Annotated in this window: 17 protein-coding genes; 8 read left to right on the plus strand and 9 right to left on the minus strand. The window is 34.0% G+C overall.

The window, feature by feature from the left end; all coding sequences use genetic code 11:
• Positions 1-49 precede the first annotated feature (49 nt).
• Positions 50-1,507 (plus strand): RNA polymerase factor sigma-54, encoded by a 1,458-nt coding sequence (rpoN, locus tag GQ46_RS08250; protein ID WP_044400413.1) that lies wholly within the window; start codon positions 50-52, stop codon positions 1,505-1,507.
• Positions 1,507-2,112 carry a hypothetical protein gene (locus tag GQ46_RS08255; RefSeq protein ID WP_044400415.1) on the plus strand — a complete coding sequence of 202 codons (606 nt, stop codon included), beginning with the start codon at positions 1,507-1,509 and terminating at the stop codon, positions 2,110-2,112. The genes rpoN and GQ46_RS08255 overlap by 1 nt, the downstream gene beginning before the upstream one ends.
• Before the next feature lie 125 nt (positions 2,113-2,237).
• Here the strand turns inward: GQ46_RS08255 and GQ46_RS08260 are convergent, their stop codons facing one another.
• The 9 genes from GQ46_RS08260 to GQ46_RS08300 form a co-directional block, all read right to left on the minus strand.
• Positions 2,238-2,891, minus strand: a complete 654-nt coding sequence (locus tag GQ46_RS08260) for a porin family protein (protein WP_231567339.1) — start codon at positions 2,889-2,891, stop codon at positions 2,238-2,240.
• Positions 2,892-3,035: 144 nt separating this feature from the next.
• Entirely contained in the window at positions 3,036-3,521 is a 486-nt protein-coding gene (locus tag GQ46_RS08265; RefSeq protein WP_044400421.1) for a biopolymer transporter ExbD, read from the minus strand.
• A gap of 25 nt (positions 3,522-3,546) precedes the next feature.
• A complete protein-coding gene (locus GQ46_RS08270) occupies positions 3,547-4,179 on the minus strand; it encodes a biopolymer transporter ExbD (RefSeq protein WP_044400424.1) in 633 nt (210 codons plus the stop codon).
• Positions 4,180-4,181: 2 nt separating this feature from the next.
• Entirely contained in the window at positions 4,182-4,625 is a 444-nt protein-coding gene (locus GQ46_RS08275) for a membrane protein (RefSeq protein WP_044400427.1), read from the minus strand.
• Positions 4,626-4,655: 30 nt separating this feature from the next.
• Positions 4,656-5,435 (minus strand): MotA/TolQ/ExbB proton channel family protein, encoded by a 780-nt coding sequence (locus GQ46_RS08280; protein ID WP_044400430.1) that lies wholly within the window; start codon positions 5,433-5,435, stop codon positions 4,656-4,658.
• A 179-nt stretch (positions 5,436-5,614) separates the two neighbouring features.
• Complete coding sequence (locus GQ46_RS08285) at positions 5,615-6,646, minus strand: asparaginase (protein WP_044400432.1); 1,032 nt, start codon at positions 6,644-6,646, stop codon at positions 5,615-5,617.
• A gap of 31 nt (positions 6,647-6,677) precedes the next feature.
• Positions 6,678-7,445 carry a TatD family hydrolase gene (locus GQ46_RS08290; RefSeq protein ID WP_044400435.1) on the minus strand — a complete coding sequence of 256 codons (768 nt, stop codon included), beginning with the start codon at positions 7,443-7,445 and terminating at the stop codon, positions 6,678-6,680.
• 98 nt (positions 7,446-7,543) lie between these two features.
• Positions 7,544-8,290 (minus strand): hypothetical protein, encoded by a 747-nt coding sequence (locus GQ46_RS08295; protein ID WP_044400437.1) that lies wholly within the window; start codon positions 8,288-8,290, stop codon positions 7,544-7,546.
• 4 nt (positions 8,291-8,294) lie between these two features.
• On the minus strand, positions 8,295-8,876 hold the full coding sequence (locus tag GQ46_RS08300) for an RNA polymerase sigma factor (protein WP_044400439.1): 582 nt from the start codon (positions 8,874-8,876) through the stop codon (positions 8,295-8,297).
• A 150-nt stretch (positions 8,877-9,026) separates the two neighbouring features.
• On the opposite strand from GQ46_RS08300, the gene GQ46_RS08305 reads away from it, so the two are divergent.
• The 6 genes from GQ46_RS08305 to GQ46_RS08330 all read left to right on the plus strand — a co-directional run bounded on the left by GQ46_RS08305 (position 9,027) and on the right by GQ46_RS08330 (position 18,503).
• The gene (locus GQ46_RS08305) at positions 9,027-10,889 is read left to right on the plus strand and encodes a T9SS type A sorting domain-containing protein (RefSeq protein ID WP_082041730.1); all 1,863 of its coding nucleotides are present in this window, start codon (positions 9,027-9,029) and stop codon (positions 10,887-10,889) included.
• A 75-nt stretch (positions 10,890-10,964) separates the two neighbouring features.
• Positions 10,965-11,984, plus strand: coding sequence for a hypothetical protein (locus GQ46_RS08310; RefSeq protein WP_044400443.1), 1,020 nt, complete (start codon positions 10,965-10,967; stop codon positions 11,982-11,984).
• A gap of 76 nt (positions 11,985-12,060) precedes the next feature.
• Positions 12,061-13,089 carry a hypothetical protein gene (locus GQ46_RS08315; RefSeq protein WP_044400445.1) on the plus strand — a complete coding sequence of 343 codons (1,029 nt, stop codon included), beginning with the start codon at positions 12,061-12,063 and terminating at the stop codon, positions 13,087-13,089.
• Between the two features lie 393 nt (positions 13,090-13,482).
• On the plus strand, positions 13,483-15,441 hold the full coding sequence (locus tag GQ46_RS08320; RefSeq protein ID WP_044400447.1) for a PKD domain-containing protein: 1,959 nt from the start codon (positions 13,483-13,485) through the stop codon (positions 15,439-15,441).
• Between the two features lie 58 nt (positions 15,442-15,499).
• Positions 15,500-18,064, plus strand: coding sequence for a CHAT domain-containing protein (locus GQ46_RS08325; protein WP_044400449.1), 2,565 nt, complete (start codon positions 15,500-15,502; stop codon positions 18,062-18,064).
• Positions 18,054-18,503 (plus strand): retropepsin-like aspartic protease, encoded by a 450-nt coding sequence (locus GQ46_RS08330; RefSeq protein ID WP_044400451.1) that lies wholly within the window; start codon positions 18,054-18,056, stop codon positions 18,501-18,503. The genes GQ46_RS08325 and GQ46_RS08330 overlap by 11 nt, the downstream gene beginning before the upstream one ends.
• Positions 18,504-18,530: the final 27 nt, after the last annotated feature.

Raw genomic sequence — 18,530 nt, forward strand, 5'->3', positions numbered from 1 at the left:
AGGTTTTTTTAAATAGTTTTACTACATTTAATGAAATCAAAAATTATTCATGCTTAAACAATACTTACAGTTCAAATTATCGCAGAAATTGTCTCCGCAGCAAATTCAATTGATGAAATTGATACAGTTGCCGACACAAGCTTTTGAACAACGTTTAAAGCAAGAATTAGAAGAAAACCCTGCACTAGATACCGGAAAAGAAGAAAAAGTTGATGAATATGAAGACATGGATAATACCCATGACGACTTTGACGACAGCGAATCTATAGGAAACGATGAAATTAATGTTGATGATTATCTGAGCGACGATGACATTCCAGACTACAGAACCAGTGTCAATAACTACAGTGCAGATGATGATGAAAAAAGTATTCCTTATGCCTCTGGCACGTCTTTTACACAACATTTAATTAGCCAGTTAAACACCTACAGATTAAATGATGAAGAGCGTGATATTGCAGAGTTTTTAGTCGGTAGCGTTGACGAAAGTGGTTATATCCGTCGTGAATTAAGTGACATTATGGACGATTTAGCGTTTACTCAAAACGTTTATACCACCGAGGATAAAATTGAGAAAGTACTTAAAATAGTACATCATTTAGATCCGTCTGGCGTTGGTGCACGTAATTTGCAGGAATGTTTAAGTATTCAATTAGAAAGAAAAGAGCAGAATCCAGATATCGCATTAGCCTCAGATATAATCAATAAAGCTTTTGATCAATTCACCAAAAAGCATTATAAAAAGTTGATGCAAAAATTTGATGTGACTGAAGACCAACTTAAAGATGCTGTTCACGAAATTGAAAGACTCAATCCCAAACCTGGTGGAAGCTACTCAGGAAACACGAGAATGGTTGAACATGTTGTACCCGATTTTGCTATTAATATCGTTGACAATGAGTTAGAATTAACGCTTAATGGTCGTAATGCTCCAGAATTGCATGTCTCCCGAGAGTATAACAATATGCTAAAAGGCTATAAAGAATCTAAAGAAAAATCAAAAGCCCAAAAAGATGCCGTTATGTTTATTAAACAAAAACTGGATGCTGCAAAATGGTTTATAGAGGCTATAAAACAACGACAGCAAACCTTATTTGTTACCATGAGTTCTATCATGCATTATCAAAAAGAATACTTTTTGTCTGGTGATGAGCGCAAGCTAAGACCAATGATTTTAAAAGATATTGCGGATGAAATTGAAATGGATGTTTCTACTGTTTCGCGTGTAGCCAATAGTAAATATGTTGATACGCCTTATGGCACAAAACTAATTAAAGAGTTCTTTAGCGAATCGATGACCAATGATCAAGGCGAAGAGGTCTCTACCCGAGAGATCAAGAAAATTTTAGAAACCGTTATCGAAGATGAAAGTAAAAAGAAACCGTTAACCGATGAAGCTTTAGCAAAAATTTTAAAAGAAAAAGGCTACCCTATTGCCCGCAGAACTGTTGCAAAATATCGTGAGCAATTAGACATCCCTGTAGCCAGACTACGCAAAGAACTCTAATGAACTGGTTTCTTAAAAGTATTTCGTTCGTTTTTCATCCTATCATTATGCCTTTGTTAGGTGTTATTTTCTACTTTTCTAAAACACCCAGATACTTTCCTAAAGAATTGGAAAATGCGAAGCTTGTTTCTTTATTTATTTTAACTATTTTGTTACCTATACTTATTTACTTTCTCTTAAAAACTTTAGGGAGAACACATTCCATCTATTTAAAAACAACTAAAGAACGTATTATTCCGCTAATACTAAATTTAATCATAACCGTACTTATTATTCTTCGGGTATTGCCTTCAAACCAAATTATCGAACTGTATTATTTCTTTGTAGGCATACTTATTTCAACAATAGTCTGTTTAGTTTTGGCCTTTTTAAAATTTAAAGCCAGTATTCACATGATTGCCATTGCTGGTGTCTTCATGTTTGCTATTGGTTTTTCATTACACTTTAGCAAAAATATAAATGGTTCATTAGCCTTATTCGCTTTAATTGCTGGTGCTATTGGAACCTCAAGGTTGCATCTAAAAGCACACACTGGCGTAGAATTAGTCTTTGGTTTTTGTATTGGTTTTTTTCCTCAATTACTCTTGTTGCCCTATTGGATGTAGTGATAACCATTACAGACGTACTATCGCATATAAATCGGTTCTTTTTGATTTACATTTTTTCAAAACCAATCGTGGCTACGGCTAACCTAGTATTTTTTACTAAATTTGTTTATTGAACTTAAGCTTTAAAGGATATAAAACATCAAACCTACTTTAATAGCGTTAACTTCTATCGTTTCTGTATTTACTTTCGCTTGGCTTTTAAAGATTGCATTCAAACCATAATAGACATAAAAATTCCACGTGTTATAGCCAGCACTAATAGAAGCGCCATACTGTAATGAATTCAAGGCATTAATGTTCGACAACTTAACATTCTCGGGCGTACCTTCAAACTTACTACTACTAGCAAAGACATACCCAATTCGTAATCCAGTATAAATGCGCCAAAATTTATATTCTGAAGGTGTAGAGGTTCTCCATCGGTATTCAATTGGTAGTTCTAACATATACATTGAGAACTTATTTTTTGAAAACTTAATATCACCGTCATCTATCATTTGAAAGTCTTCAATTTTATCTTCAGACTCACTAATTAAAAGATTTTGATTAAAGGAATTAAAAGACAAGCCTAAACCAACCCCTATTGCGTTATTTCTTCTTTCGTTAAAAGGCATGTCTTTAATAAAACCAAAGTGAAACCCGCTTGAAAATCCATTTTGAGATAGCCCAGAAGGCTTTTTTCCTAAGAGGTTATAGGTAACCCCAATATAAAATTGATCTTCTTTATACAACGAATCTACAGCCTTATCATTTATTAAATTCGTTTCTTGTGCCATAAGGTTCGGCGTGAGTACGATTAAAAAAACAAAGAGAAAAGCATATTTCATATTAACCTAATACCGTTAAGAAGTTCCGTTATAAAAAAACAAAAAGCGTTTTGAAAAACAAAACGCTTTAAGCTATAAAATTAAGATTTAAGATTAATTACGACTTGTTGAAACCGCATCACCTTTCTTTGTAGTATAATTAATTTTAAGTGCATTTGTTTTACGCAATTCTTGTTTTACGTCTGTCAAAGCACCCATTTTAGCATCTCTGTCTACTTTTAAAGATACGATTAAAAGCGGCACTAGTTCTTCTGGCAATGCGTTTCTTTCGGCTGCAATAAAAGATTGAACAGCATCAGGGCTCGTTAAAGCATCATTTAACTGTATTCTATCTTCCGTACCATAAGTATCTACATAGTTACGACTAGGTTTTCCAATATAGATGTAACTAATAGGCTTTCTTTTATCAAGCTTTTCAATCTGGTTTGCCTGTGGCAAATTATTTTGGATTTTTAAGTTATCTTCTTTAATCACGGTAGCAACCATGAAGAAAAACAGAAGCATGAATACAATATCTGGTAAAGATGCTGTTGAAATAGGAGGTATACCTCCATCTTTTTTCTTTTTAAATTTAGACATAAAATTATTTTTATCTAATTAAACTTTACTTTGTTTCTGCTTCAGAGAATTTTTGAGGCACACGTTCTTTAATAGCCTCAAGTTTTGTTTTTAAATTTTCTCTTCTGTTAGGTTGCGTTGCTGGATCTAAATACTCATCATTCGCTTGTACAAAATTGATGCCTTCACCAGGATATTCTCTTATGAATTCTCTATTTCTAATCTCGTTATAAGCTGCAATAATTTCGTTTTGTACAGCAATATAAGTTTTGTACTTTGTTAAACGATTATTACTTAACGAAATTACCGCTTTTTCAAAATTATCTGAAGAATTAGGATCTTTTTTACCTTGACAGTACTTACAAGCATCCGCACCTCTACCGCCTCCATTATCTAAAAACTTAACAGCTTCTGCCCGCAAATTATCTATGTCTATAGGTTCTGAATCTCCTTTTTGAGTCAATAATATCTTATCTGCACTATTCACATTAATAGTAAAGATATTACGTTCTTTTATAACTACTGGTTCCTCTGGAGTATCTTCCTCCCAAGGTGGTAACTTTCTGTTTAAACCAGAATCGGTTGCTATATCTGTTGTTACTAAAAAGAATATTAGTAATAAGAAGGCAATGTCAGCCATAGAGCCTGCATTAACTTCTGGTGCTGATCTTCTTGCCATAATTACTTAATCATTTTTTTAATTCCTGTGAATACCATTGATAAAACTGCAATAACAGCTAAAATATAAAAAGCAATTAATCCGCTTCCCACAAGCTGTGACTCATTTGGTGTTGCCTTAATATTGTTGTAAACATATTCTCTTTCATCACCACCAGACACTAAATAAGCTATTGCTAAAATAGCTAAGAATACTCCCACACCTATTAAAGTGCTCTTTAATGTTGCAGTATGCGTAAACAACCCTTTTAAAACAAAGAATATTACTAATACCAATGTTAACGCTAATGTTATATAAGCTACCCAAGCCATTGGCTCAAATAAAGTCGTGTCTCCTGATGCAAATGCCTTTTTCATTCCGTCATTACCCTCCGCGATAATACGGAATAATGAAACAATACCTACTAAACTTAGTAAGGCTACAACTATTTTTAAAAACTTATGCATAATCTTTTTTTTTTAAAATTAGTTAATTCCTTATTTTTTGTATCTCGCTAACATATCCATTAAAGTGATAGAAGAATCTTCCATGTCATTTACGATACTATCAATTTTTGCAATAATATAATTATAAAAAATTTGAAGTATAATCGCTACAATAAGTCCGAATACGGTTGTTAATAAGGCTACTTTAATACCACCTGCTACTAAGGTTGCATCCATACCACCTGCCGATTGAATTTTATCGAACGCCTGAATCATACCAATTACAGTACCCATGAACCCAAGCATTGGTGCTAATGCGATAAATAAAGAAATCCAAGATACGTTTTTCTCCAATTGTCCCATTTGTACGCCACCGTAAGCAACAACCGCTTTTTCAGCAGATTCTAAACTTTCATCTGCACGATCTAAACCTTGATAAAAAATAGAAGCAACAGGTCCTTTTGTATTTCTACATACCTCTTTTGCAGCTTCAATTCCTCCTGATTCTAATGCATCTTCTACATTTTGTGTTAATTTTTTTGTGTTCGTTGTAGAAAGGTTTAAAAAGATAATTCTCTCAATAGCAATTGCTAGACCTAGAATTAAACACAATAATACAATCCCCATGAATCCTGGGCCACCTTCAATAAAACGTTGTTTTAATTCTTGGTGAAAACTTTTGTCTTCGACTGCATCTGCTTCTGTTGTATCATCTGCATCATTTTGAATTGTTACAACTGCAGTTGCAACTGTTGCTGCATTAGTAGTTGCATTAGCTGTACCAAATGCCATTAGAAATACTATGGCTAGGATAGAAAAAAATCTTTTCATTTGTTTTGATCTTAGTTTTATTAATTAGTTAAAGTGTTAAAGATATAAAAATTGGAATTAAAAATACAAATTAGATTAATCGATTTAAAATCTTAATTATAAATTAATCTTTAGCACTGGTAATTCTGGCATCAAATAAAAACAAAAAAAAGCGAAGGTTCAAATTTTCACCGTTAATTTTAACTCATTTCTCCTCTTAATGCCGTTTCATAAATGGTTTTGAACAAATTAGGCGCAATATTTTGACCTAATAAATACATTAATTTACAAATAGCAGCCTCAGTTGTGATGTCTTTTCCAGAAATTAATCCAATTCGTTTAAGTTTTTCACTTGTTTCATACTGTCCCATCATCACACTTCCACCAGAACATTGTGTTACATTTATAATAGGTATACCCCTAGTAATGGTTTCTTTTAATAAGTCTACAAACCATTTTTCAGTCGTACAATTACCGGCACCATAGGTTTCTAAGATAACACCTTTTAAGCCTGGTGTGTTAAAAATACAACCTAGTAATCGTTCTGAAATACCAGGAAACAACTTAACCAGGGCTATATTCTCGTCTAAACACTTGTGAACGACCAATTCTTTTCTTGCATTTGGTTTAAACAAACGTTCACTATTAACCTTTAAATGCACACCAGATTCTGCTAAGTCAGGATAATTTAATGAGGCAAAGGCTTCAAAATGCTCAGCATTTATTTTAGTTGTTCTATTTGCACGGTATAATTTATATTCAAAATATAAGCAGACTTCCTTTATTACAGGTTTATTATAATGTTGAAGTGATGCCACTTGAATAGACGTAATTAAATTCTCTTTAGCATCTGTTCTCAAATCACCTATAGGTAGTTGCGAACCCGTAAACACTACTGGTTTTGCCAAATGTTCCAGCATAAAACTCAAGGCTGAAGCTGTATAACTCATCGTATCACTTCCATGCAACACAACAAACCCATCGCAAGTACTATAGTTTTTTTCAATAATCTCTGCAATAGCAACCCAATATTTTGGTTCCATATTGCTGGAGTCTATAGGCTGATCAAAACTGGTAGTCGTAATATTACAGTCTAATAGCTTTAGCTCGGGTATGCGGTCTAACAAGTTCGTGAAATCAAAGGCACGTAAGGCTCCTGTTTCAGGATCTTTAATCATACCTATGGTTCCACCTGTATATATAAGGAGTATGTTTGGAATGGTTTTAGTCATGTTCTAGCTTTAGCTTTTTGGTTTTCGTTTCTTAAACTCCAAAAACAGCTTTTGAATTCTCGGTTGTAATATCGACTATTTTTTCTTCGGAAATAGTATAGATTTCAGATAGTTTTTCTACAACCTTTAGGATATAGCTACTCTCGTTTCGCTTACCGCGGAAAGGCTTTGGTGCTAAATAAGGCGCATCGGTTTCCAAAACAATATGTTCTAGGTCGATTTCTTTTAAAAACTGATCTATTTTTCCGTTTTTAAACGTCGCTACACCACCAATCCCTAATTTCATATTATAGGATAATGCTTGATGTGCTTGTTCTATTGTACCCGTAAAGCAATGAAAGATTCCAAATAAATCATCGCTTTTCTCTTCTTCTAAGATTTCAAAGATTTCATCAAAGGCCTCACGACAATGAATGACGATTGGTAATTGGTGTTGTTTTGCTAATTTAATTTGATGCCTAAAGGCGTCTTGCTGCATTCCCAAAGTGCTCTTATCCCAATACAAATCAATCCCGATTTCTCCAACAGCATAGAATTTGTGCTGCTGTAACAGCTCTTCCACGTGTGCTAACTCTTCCTTATAATTTTCTTTTACATGTGTTGGATGTAATCCCATCATTAAAAAAACGTGTTCCGGATAGTCTTTTTCCAATTGCAACATAGCAGCTGTATACGTAGAGTCTATCGCTGGCACGAACAAGCGTTTTACGTTTGCGTTTAAAGCACGTTGCATCATTTCGGTTCTATCTTCATCAAAAGACTCACTGTATAAGTGGGTATGCGTATCTGTAATAATCATGCTGTAAAAATAAAAAAGTCATCTGGTTATTGATGACTTTTATAAGAGATATTTTAAGATCTGTCCGGTTTTAGAAATCTAGAAGGTATATCTTTCATTTACTCCAATTTATTTAAAAGCTTTTTTGCTTGTTTGTAATCATCGGCGTGTTCCGGAATCTGTTTAAGTAATGCAATAGATGCGGGAGTATTTTTTTGTTTTAGCTGACTTAACGCAGCATACCAAGTCGCTTTGTATTTGTATGCTGAATTGCCTTGCGCCAAATTAGTCAAAAGAGCGTCAGCTGCTTTAAAATTATCCAATTCTAAATGAGTTATTGCGTAGTATAATTGTAACTCTTTATTTTCAGAATTCTTTTCATGTGCCATTCCTAATAAAGCGTTCGCTTTTATATAGTCCTCCTTGTTAAATGCTTTGGTCGCTACAATTAAATTTTCAATGTCATCCACCCCTCTTACAACAGTCATTGGATCATGTGAATTATAATCGCTATAGGCTGGGTTTGAAAATTGATTAAACGCAAAAACACCTATAAAAATGACCACACTTGCGGCTATTGCTAATTGGCCAAGTCTAAACACTTTAGATTTCTTTGGCGTTTCTTCAAGGGCTTTCGTTTTATTAAAATGGGTGCTCGAAATATGTCCCAAGTTTTCTTTAAAAGCATTGGTTTCAGTTTCATTTTCAAATTTATATTGTAAGTGCGCATGCACCTCTTTATAAAGACGGAATTCTTTTTCAAATGCAGGTTCATTCCTAAGGCGTGCTTCAAAAGCAATTAATTCTTCAACAGCTAATTCACCTTGCAAGTATTGGTCGAATTCTATGTAATCTTGATCATCCATAACATTAATTATTAAGTTGGTTAAATTTAGGTGACTCCTGAACCAGCTTTGTTAGTTTTCCAATACATAAAGATTTTTTTTTACGTGCATACGCATAGGTAACGCCTAAACTTTTTGCCACATCTTCCATTGATTTTATTTTAAAGGTGGCTTTTATTAAATCTTTACATGCCGACCCTAACTTTTGAAACATCTCGTTAAACAAGGCTTGTTTTTCTCCAAACAATGCCGTTTCAAAAGCAAGTTCATGTGCGTCGTCATCTTTAGATAAGACCTGTTCATTAATTGTTACCTCTTTATTATTACTTTTTTTGAGTTCGTTTAACCATCTGCGTTTACAGAGCAAGAAGAAATAAGCATCAAAAGGACAAGTGAGTTGCAATCCTTTTTCTTTGCTCTGATTGTAAATAGTGACAATAGTGTCTTGAATAACGTCTTGAGCCTGATCTGCATCTCCGCTATTCTGCTTTATATAGTTGACGACTTTAGGCACAAACTTATCATAAATGGCTTGAATTATAAAGGAGTTATTTTGCAATAAGCCATCAATATATTTTTGGTCTTCGTGGATTTTTTTTTCACTCATAGAAGCCTTATTTCCTTATTAGTTTCTAACGAATTTAAAAAAACTTCACAAAATAAGGGTAACAATTTTTAAATGCTTTCCATATAAGGTTGTAAAAGCCAAAATGGCTAAACAATTAATAATTTATTAATCCATAAACATTTAGAAATCATGAAAAAAATGATCACCCTCATCCTTTTTGTACTTTTCAGTACAAATGCTTCAATGACACATGCTCAAGGTCAATTAACACCAGGAGTACAAACGAGTAATTTAACGTCTTCCACTAGTCATTGGGTACAATCAACCTCAGATAAAAACAAACAATTTCATGCTTCGGCCTATTGGGTTGGCGGTGTAGATTGTGGAAATTATTTGAAGGTATACAATGGAACCACGTTTGCTGCCACTTCACCACAAGTGCTTATTTCAACGTATCACGCTTTTACGAGAATTAGACTAGACCAAAATAATAATGTCTACGTATTGTATAAAGACCGAACCAGCACAGGAAGCACGACGTTTAGAACGTATTTAAAAAAATACAACAGTTCTGGAACTCAAATAGGCGGTCGAATTCAAGTTGCCAATACCACGCTAGGGTCAGACATAGAAGTTGCGCCAAATGGCGACGTCCTCATTGGTTGCGTAGAAGGTTCGAATGCTAGAATTAAAATATATAGAAATATGAATTATAAAGGCTTTATACCTCTAGAAAACGTAAACACAAGTCAACCTTTTGTATTACAAATGGATATGAAAGACAATAAGTTTGTTGTTGGATACTCTAAAGGCTATAGCTCTCCATTAAAAATAAAACACTACACCTACGTACCCAACTTTCTTTTTGGATCTAACCTTAACCTCTCTACCTTAAATTCTAGTCTAACAGAAACGGGAACACGTTTTAATGGTACTAATAACCAAATTGCATTAAGAACAAACGGAGATATTTTTTATGTAACAAGTGAAGGTAATCCGCCAAACATAGTATATAAGACAAAAAAACTAATTCCTGGAAGCATGCCTTCTGTTTTTCAAACTGGCAATGCGAAGGTTGACGTTGATATTAACAACAGACTTATTATTTCAAAAAACTATGGTACTCTTGCTTCGGAAAATAATAAAGTGCAATTATTTTCAGATGCTGATGCGCTACTACATGAATATGATTTAAGCTCAAAAATTAAAAATCATTTATCGAGTATCGCCATCTATGACTGTGAATTTTTAGTAACTGGAATCGATCGCAAGCTTGGTGGCAATCCATTAAGTTATTCATATGAAAGTTTTCACCAGGTGTTTAACTGTAAAGATTGCCGACCTAACATGGGCGCGACAGCAGTAGCTAAATTTAGATATCCTTATGCCGTAAATCAAGTACCATCAAAATACGGTCCTTTAGACGTAACAGAATTATGTTTAGTAGATAATTTGCTGGTTGATGGCTCTTTAAGCAGTTGCGAGAATCGCTATTTTGTTGGTCTTTCAGAATTCAACCCAATGACCTGGACCGACACTTCAGTATTACATTCTGGATGGGTATACCCCTTAACCCAAGCACCTAACAATATTAATATTGTCGATTTTTTACCCTCTGGTTACCATTTACGACCGGGGAAAATATATAAATTCCGTTTGGCTGTTGGTTTGCCTTGGGATGCTGTTGATATTTTCTTCGAAGTAAGCTGCTGTAAACGTAGAATAATAGTTTATGAAGAAGATCAGGAAATAGAAATAGGGCTTCCAGTTAACAACCCTATTATACAAGAAGATAATCCTGATGTAAAACCGAATCAGATTGTTGCACATCCAAATCCTGTAAACGATGAATTGACTTTGGATTTCTCAGCCTTTAAAAGTGATTCAGCTATCCCTGTACAAATAACAACACAAAGTGGAACTCGAGTATTTTCAAAAGAAATCACTACTAAAAAAACCACTATAAATACCAGTAAGTGGCCAACAGGGCTGTATATCTGTATTGCACAAATTGATGGAGAATCCTTCAGTAAAAAAATAATTAAAAAATAATTAAAAAATGGGGGTAACAAAATGTTACCCCCATTTATATAATAGTAAATAATAAACTTTTAAAACATAGAAATTATGAACTATTCAAAAAAAAATAACAAACACTTAAACACTAAGAATGGGGTGAGTAAAAATTTAAAACGCGTATTCGGAGCGCTATTAATAACCGCCGTGTTTTTTAGCTGTGAAGCAAATGATGATACGGCTCCTATTGACACGGGAGAAGTGTTGAGCTACAATGACATTCAAGGCTTTTTTGAAGCAAATGGTGTACAAGACCAAACCTTTTCAATAGATGCCTCAGCTGGAGGAAGTGTAACTGGTGAAGACGGAACAGTGGTCATCTTTCCACCAAATGCTTTTGTAGACGGGAACAACAACCCAGTAACGGGAATGGTAGACGTGGCGATAAAAGAAATTTTTAAACCAAGTCAGATGATCTTATCAAATACACCCACAAATGCGATTAACTTTTCTAGTGAAAATACCTTCCTCTTATCTGAAGGTGAAACAGAAGTTAAAATTTCTCAAAACGGAAACGATTTGCTAATAGCCGATGGTAGTAACTATCAAATATCAGTACCCTCGGCAGGAGGTTTAGACCCAGAAATGTTACCATTTTCTGGAACAGCAACACCTGCCGAAGGAATTGTTTGGAATGCTACTAGTGATGTAGGCATAAACGGAAACTCTATGCAGTATGTTGCTGCACCAGCCTCTTACATCTATGACGTTTTTGATACTGGCTGGTCTAATTGTGATAAGTTTTATAACTATCCAGGAACCAAAACGACCAACTACATCAATTTATCCAATAGTCCAAATACCCCAGAAACTGCTATATTCTTAGTATTTGAAGAGAACAACCTTCCTGCAGTAGTGAAATTTAGTACGCCTTACGCCAATGGTCTGCAAAGTTATGTAGACATGCTACCTGAAGGTTTAGCAGTGACTTATATCGCAATTACTGTAGAAAACAATCAGCAATATTTAGCTGTAGAAGAGGTGATTATTGCCGATGAAGAAGAATTGACCCTAAACTTTGAAGCGAAATCAACTCAAGAAATACTAGATGCTTTAAGCCTATTAGATTAAAAAAAACATCAAAACAGGGTAACAATAGTGTTGCCCTGTTTATATAAAGATGTAGAACAATTAAAACATAGAAATTATGAACTTTTCAAAAACAAATCACGAACACTTTAACACTAAGAAGAACGTGAGTAAAAATTTAAAACGAATATTCGGAGCCTTAGTATTGAGCGCAGTATTATTCACAAGTTGTGAAACCAGCGATGATGCAGATTTAGAAGTACTACAACAAGTCGCTACTGCTCAGGAATTTTCAAACATTAAAGCACAAGCTTTAGAAAACCAAACACAAACCTTCCAATTTGATGGTAATGACGGAAACATCACACTAACCTCAGATCACGGTGTTCAAATTAATATTAACACCACCTGCTTAACACGCAATGGAAATGTCGTAACAGGAACCATCGATTTAGAGTATGTTGAATTATTTGAAAAAGGAAACATGTTGACCACAAACAAGCCTACCATGGGTGTTTTACCTAATGGAGACAAAGCGCTGTTATTATCTGGTGGTGAATTCTTTTTAGAAGCTTCACAAAATGGAACCGCCTTAGAAACAAGTTGTGACATACAATTGGTGGTGCCTACCAGTTTAACTGGCGGAGCAGACGCAGCGATGACCCTTTGGGAAGGCACTATAGATGCTGATGATAATTTAGATTGGGACCGGGTTGGCGATGCCGCAGGACAAGGTGGTGTATTTGTAGAAGGCGGAGAATATTATGCTTTCTTAGGACAATTTGGATGGTCAAATATTGATCGTTTTTATAACGATCCAAGACCAAAAACATTGATTAAAGCACAAGCGCCAGTAGGTTACAATTTTACAAACAGTGCTATCTATTTATCATACGATGGTGAAGACAGTGGGTTAGCGTCTTTAGATACTTACGATGGAACATTGAATTTATTTAGCGAACATTATGGGCAAATTCCTATTGGTTTAGAGTGTCATGTTATTTTCGCAACAGAAGACAATGGGTTATGGAGATACACCGTAAAAGCAGTAACTATTATCGCAGATGACATTATCACTTTTGATTTTAGTGAAACAGCATTGGCTACAGAAGCAGAATTTATAAACATCATTAATGCGCTACCATAATCACTAATACCTACTTTAAAAAGTCGAAAACGTATTGTTTTCGGCTTTTCTTTTTGAAAAAAATCTAGATTAACAGGTAACAAAATAATCTTTGCCTTTATATAAGGACGTAAACAATAGTGTTCAAAATTATAAAAACAGTAGCTAACACAACAGTAATTCAAGAGCAAGTGAAATCTTATTATACTTAAAATGCTAATATTAAACCGTACTGAAATAAAAACAAAAAGGTTTTGGACTGCGTTCAAACTGACACCATTTATTACTTATTAGACCGTATCCTTTAAAACATAAATTAATATAGCATCACGAAACTTAAAATGATATTCAGAAAAACACCACGTTAACGTTTTTTAGTTTTTGTATCTTTAAATGCTACTAATTCATTCAACCATGAAGATTTTCTCTATAACATTTTTGCTTTTTAGCTTTTCATTTAACCTTCTTGCTCAGGAAAGCATCGTCAATGACACCATTACGCGTAGTGCTAGCATTGAATATGAAATTAACGGCAACACGGTTAATTTTTCACCGCTTACCCCTCCTTTAAATCAAATTGCAGGCGCACCTAAAGCATTTTATAATCATTTCTGGGAATTTGGCGATGGTGACTATAGCAAAGAAGAACAACCCACAAAAAAATACAAAAAAGAAGGCGAATACGAAGTAAAATATTGGGCCACCAATATGTATGATACTGGAAAACCACCAACAACACGACCTAAAAAAATAGAAATTGACACTGTAGATTCGGCTTATGAAGCAGAAGCATCTATGACTGAAGACTTAATGCTTATAAAAAACCGTGAACCTATGCCTAGTGAAGATATGGTTCTTGTTATGAGTTATAAAAACAGTAAAGATTATGCGACTAATGGAAAACTTCTGCTTTATTTTAATGAAGAAAAATATAAGGCAGATAATTTTGAGTTGGTAAACACGAGAACCTATAACAATGAAAAAAGCACGACTACGGATGGTTTCGTTTTTTCTAATGAAAAAAATGACGACACGCGTTTTTATGCTTCCGTAGAAAGTACAATCCAAAATTTAAAAGCAAGAACTGTAGATACAACCGAAAGAGAAGATCTGGAGTTAACAAAAGCTGAAGCTGAAACCACTTATAAAAACGCAAGAGCACTAGAATTTAATAACATGAAGCCAAATGAAGAGCGTCATGTGTTTTTTACTTTTAAAACCACCCCAGAAATGCTTAAGGACACCAGCGCCATTATTTCGGTTAGAAGTATTTATATTCCAGATGATGCTTACAAGACTCACAAAGTAAAAGACATGGAAATGGAAATTGTAACCTCTCATGATCCTAATAAAATGTCATCAAACGCAACCTTTTTAAATTACCGTCTTGTCCGTTTTAAGCGTCCTCAGTTTAAAATTAGATTTCAAAATAATGGCGAAGGTCCTGCACGAACCATTCGGTTAGAAACAGATGTTCCCGATATGTTTGATAAAAAAACCATTCGGGTGGAAGCTATGTATCCTAAATGTAAAATTTGCCCCAAACAAGACGTCCAATACAGCTGTTTGGATACGACATTTACGGCGACTCAAGCAATTTTCACTTTTAAAAACATCTACTTACCTGGAAGCGAGCAAAAAAACGTTAAAGATTACGACTCAACTAAAGGCTTTGTTAAATACAGTTTAAAATTTGCTAAAGATTTTCATAAGACAAAAACAAAATCGCGAACCGCTATTATTTTTGACAAGAATGAGCCCATCATAACCAATTATTCAACCACTCGTTTTTTACCTGGTGTTTCTGTTGGTGTAAAAGCCGGTTATAACGCATTTAACGATTTAAAAAAATCTGAAAGTTATTTTATTGGAGCCACCATTTCACCTTACAAATCCTATAAGTGGTATTGGCAAGTAGAATTATTAAACAGTTTTCATAACTATGAAAGTGACACATTTATTACAGAAGGATTAACAGATTCTGGAGCTGGAGAACCGCGTTATGAGCGTACGACAAGAAATAACACCTATAAAAGTATAGCTTGGGAACTACCTGTTTTAGCGCGCTATAATATTAATAATTATATTGGATTAGGAGCTGGATTACAAGGCATGGTATCCCTTAGTGAAAAACGAACAGAACAGGTCTTAATCGAAAGCTTCGAAAATATAAATACGCAACCTGGAGCACTCCTTTTCACAAACGACAGTTCTCAAGAAACCAGTGACTCTTTCTCTAATTTTAGAAGTGGTTTATTAGTAGAAGCCACAGCCGGCTTTGCGCGTATTGGCCCTAGTCTTGGCGCACGTTATGTCTTCAGTTTTAAAGAGGAGTTTAGTTATCTGCAATTTTACGCCATTTGGAAATTTTGAGCCTTGATTTCTTTTGTGTATTTATTCTTTTATGAAGTATCCTTAGGTCTTATGCTGTATGAAAAATAGTTATATTCTATTCCTCTTATTTTTTACCTTCAGTTTTACTGAAGCACAAGACTTAGAACAGCAAATTATTGCCGCCACTGATGGGTTTATAAATAACTCCAGTAAGGAAGGTCTACACGTTTTAAACGAACAAATCGCTGTTTTTGAAACGCAGCTTACTTCAAAAAATGAGTACTATGAATTTATTTATTTACTGGTTAATAAAGCGTATTATTTAAACCAAAACAACCAATTAAATGAAGCCATTCAAACTTACGAAAAAGCCTATTCATTATATAAAAAACAGAGCATTCTGGAATTCGATATTGTCGAGTATTGCTTAATCAATTTAGGCATTCTCTATCACAGAACAAACAATTATACCAATGCTGAAAACATTATAAAACAGTATCTTTTTATCGCTGAGAAAAACAAAAACGTCTCACAGCAAATTAAAGGCGCAAAAAATCTGGCGAATCTTTACCAGAAATTGGGTAAGCATCAATCTGCAATTACCATTATTAATAACGCTTTAAAAACTAAAGGCATTAGCCCAAGTAAACGTCAAGAACTGAACCTCCTCAAAACACAAAGTGAAATTTCACTTAAAAGCCTAAAACCTTCACCAAACCCTGGACTTTTAACAAATAATAGTACACTATTAACCTACGAAACAGCGTATCTTTTAGCCAAGCAAAAGGGAGATTATGATCAAGCCTTAGACTATTTTAAGCGTTTAAAATCCTCTCGAAAAACAAAAAATCAGTCCATTGTGGATCTGGCTAAATTTAAATTTGAAGAAGCGCAACTTTATTTTTTGCTTGACGACAAAAATAAAAGTGCAGAACAATTACAAGAGGCTCTAAAAATTTTAATTACCAATGTCAATCTCTCAAATGGATTACCTCCAAAACACCTACTCTTTGCTGAAAATACATTTATTGATATTTTTGATCTCTTAGCTGAATTACAAACCAATCCAGAAAATACAATAGCTTGCTACGAATTAAGTTTTTATGTTTCTGAACTCCTAGAAAAAAACATCACAGATCAACAAGGCAAGCTTATTAATTTAATGAAAAACAGAAATCGCAGTGAACGTTGTATTTCAACCTTATACGAATTATCAAAATCAAGCGATAATACAAAGCCAATTGCCCGTGCCTTTTCTTTTGCAGAACGACATAAAGCGGCCATTTTAAAAAGTGAAATTAAGAAAAAGTCACTTTTAGAAAACCATCCTAATGATAGTCTATTACTAAAGCAAAAGCAACTTTCTCAAATTCAAGAAGCGTTACGGTTTAAATTACTAACCAGACCTTATACTGCAGAATCAGCACTTAAAATTAACAACTTACGAGATAGTATACATACCCTTTCTTTAGCTTTAAAAGAGGTGTCTGCCACTATAGAAAAAAAATACCCTACAAAAGAAACAACTACATCTTTTGAAGCCATTGGAGAAAAATTAAAGGAAGACGAAGCTACTTTAATTGAGTATTTCTTCGGAAAAACAAATATCTATCAGTTTATCATTTCAGACACCACAGCAAAGCTTACGAAAATTCCTTTATCTGATAACACCCGAAAAAGCATTTCAACTTTTATTGACTATTTTAATACGCCTTCAGCTATAAATAATAACGTTCCAAAATATACTAATGCTGCTTTTAATTTATATCAGTTACTTCAATTACAGCAAGTAAAAGACAAGCAAAACCTCATCATTATTCCAGATGGGTTTTTAAATTTTGTGCCATTTGATGCTTTACTTACAGAAAGAACAAATGCTCTTAAATTTGAGAACATGCCTTTTGTTGTAAAATCGCATAAACTAGCGTATGTTTCTAATGTTGATTTGTATTTAAAGTCTTACCAACCTAGTAACTCACATAAGACTTTAGGTGTTTTTCCTGTATTTGAAAACGAGAATCAAGAATTAAAATACTCTATAGACGAAGCAAAAAGTTTAGCAAAGGAAATGGATGTAACTTTGTTAATGAATGACAAAGCAACAAAGAAAGCATTTTTAGCGCAAGCTGAAATTTTCGATATTTTACATTTATCCACTCACGCCAGTAGTGGCGATTTTATAGAACCTGCCTATATAGAATTTAGAAATTCTAAACTTTACTTAAACGAGTTGTATGGTCTAAATTTAAAAGCCGATTTAGTGGTTCTAAGTGCTTGTGAAACTGGCGTTGGTGTTTCACAACGTGGCGAAGGTGTTATGAGTGTCGCTCGCGGGTTTCAATATGCTGGCGCGAAAAACGTAGTATTCTCCCTTTGGCAAATTAGTGATTTTTCGACCTCACAAGTCATGACTTTATTTTATGAAAAATATAAGGATTGCGGTTCTGCTTTTGAAGCCAATCATTTTTCAAAACTGGCTTATCTTAATGATTCTGAAATAAAAAACACAAAAAAATCACCGTATTTTTGGAGTGCTTTTACATACCATGGCGCATTAACTAAGCCCAAAGAAGAGACTACAAATTTAATCATCATCCTTTTAGTTTTAGCAGGAATAGCACTACTTTTACTAGTGTTTTATAAATTTAAATATGGAAAATAAACTAAAAGACTTTCTACTTAAAAATTCGTATAAAAAAATAAAATTAAAACTCACAAAAACCAATCATTTAGAAGTCAAGGCCACTTTAAATGGCGTAAAAGGGTTGTTTATTTTAGATACGGGAGCTTCAAGTAGTTGCATTGGTTTTGCAGACACCACATTCTTTAATTTAAAAGTAAAAGACTCGGAGATTAAAGCCGCAGGTGCTGGCGCAACTAATATGCTTACTCAAATATCTAACAGCAACACGCTTAAAATAGGGCGTTGGAAAACAAAGAAACTAAAGCTTGTTTTATTTGATTTAGTTCACGTCAACACCGCGCTAGTTGCTCACAATGCTGCACCTGTCCATGGCATTATTGGTGCCGATATTCTCAAAAAAGGAAAAGCAATTATAGACTACGATAAAAAATATCTCTATTTAAAACCCTTGAAATAGCCTATTTTTATTACTTTTATATGCTTA

Origin of the sequence: Lacinutrix sp. Hel_I_90, from assembly GCF_000934685.1 — a bacterium.
In the GTDB taxonomy this organism is placed as follows: Bacteria; Bacteroidota; Bacteroidia; order Flavobacteriales; family Flavobacteriaceae; genus Lacinutrix.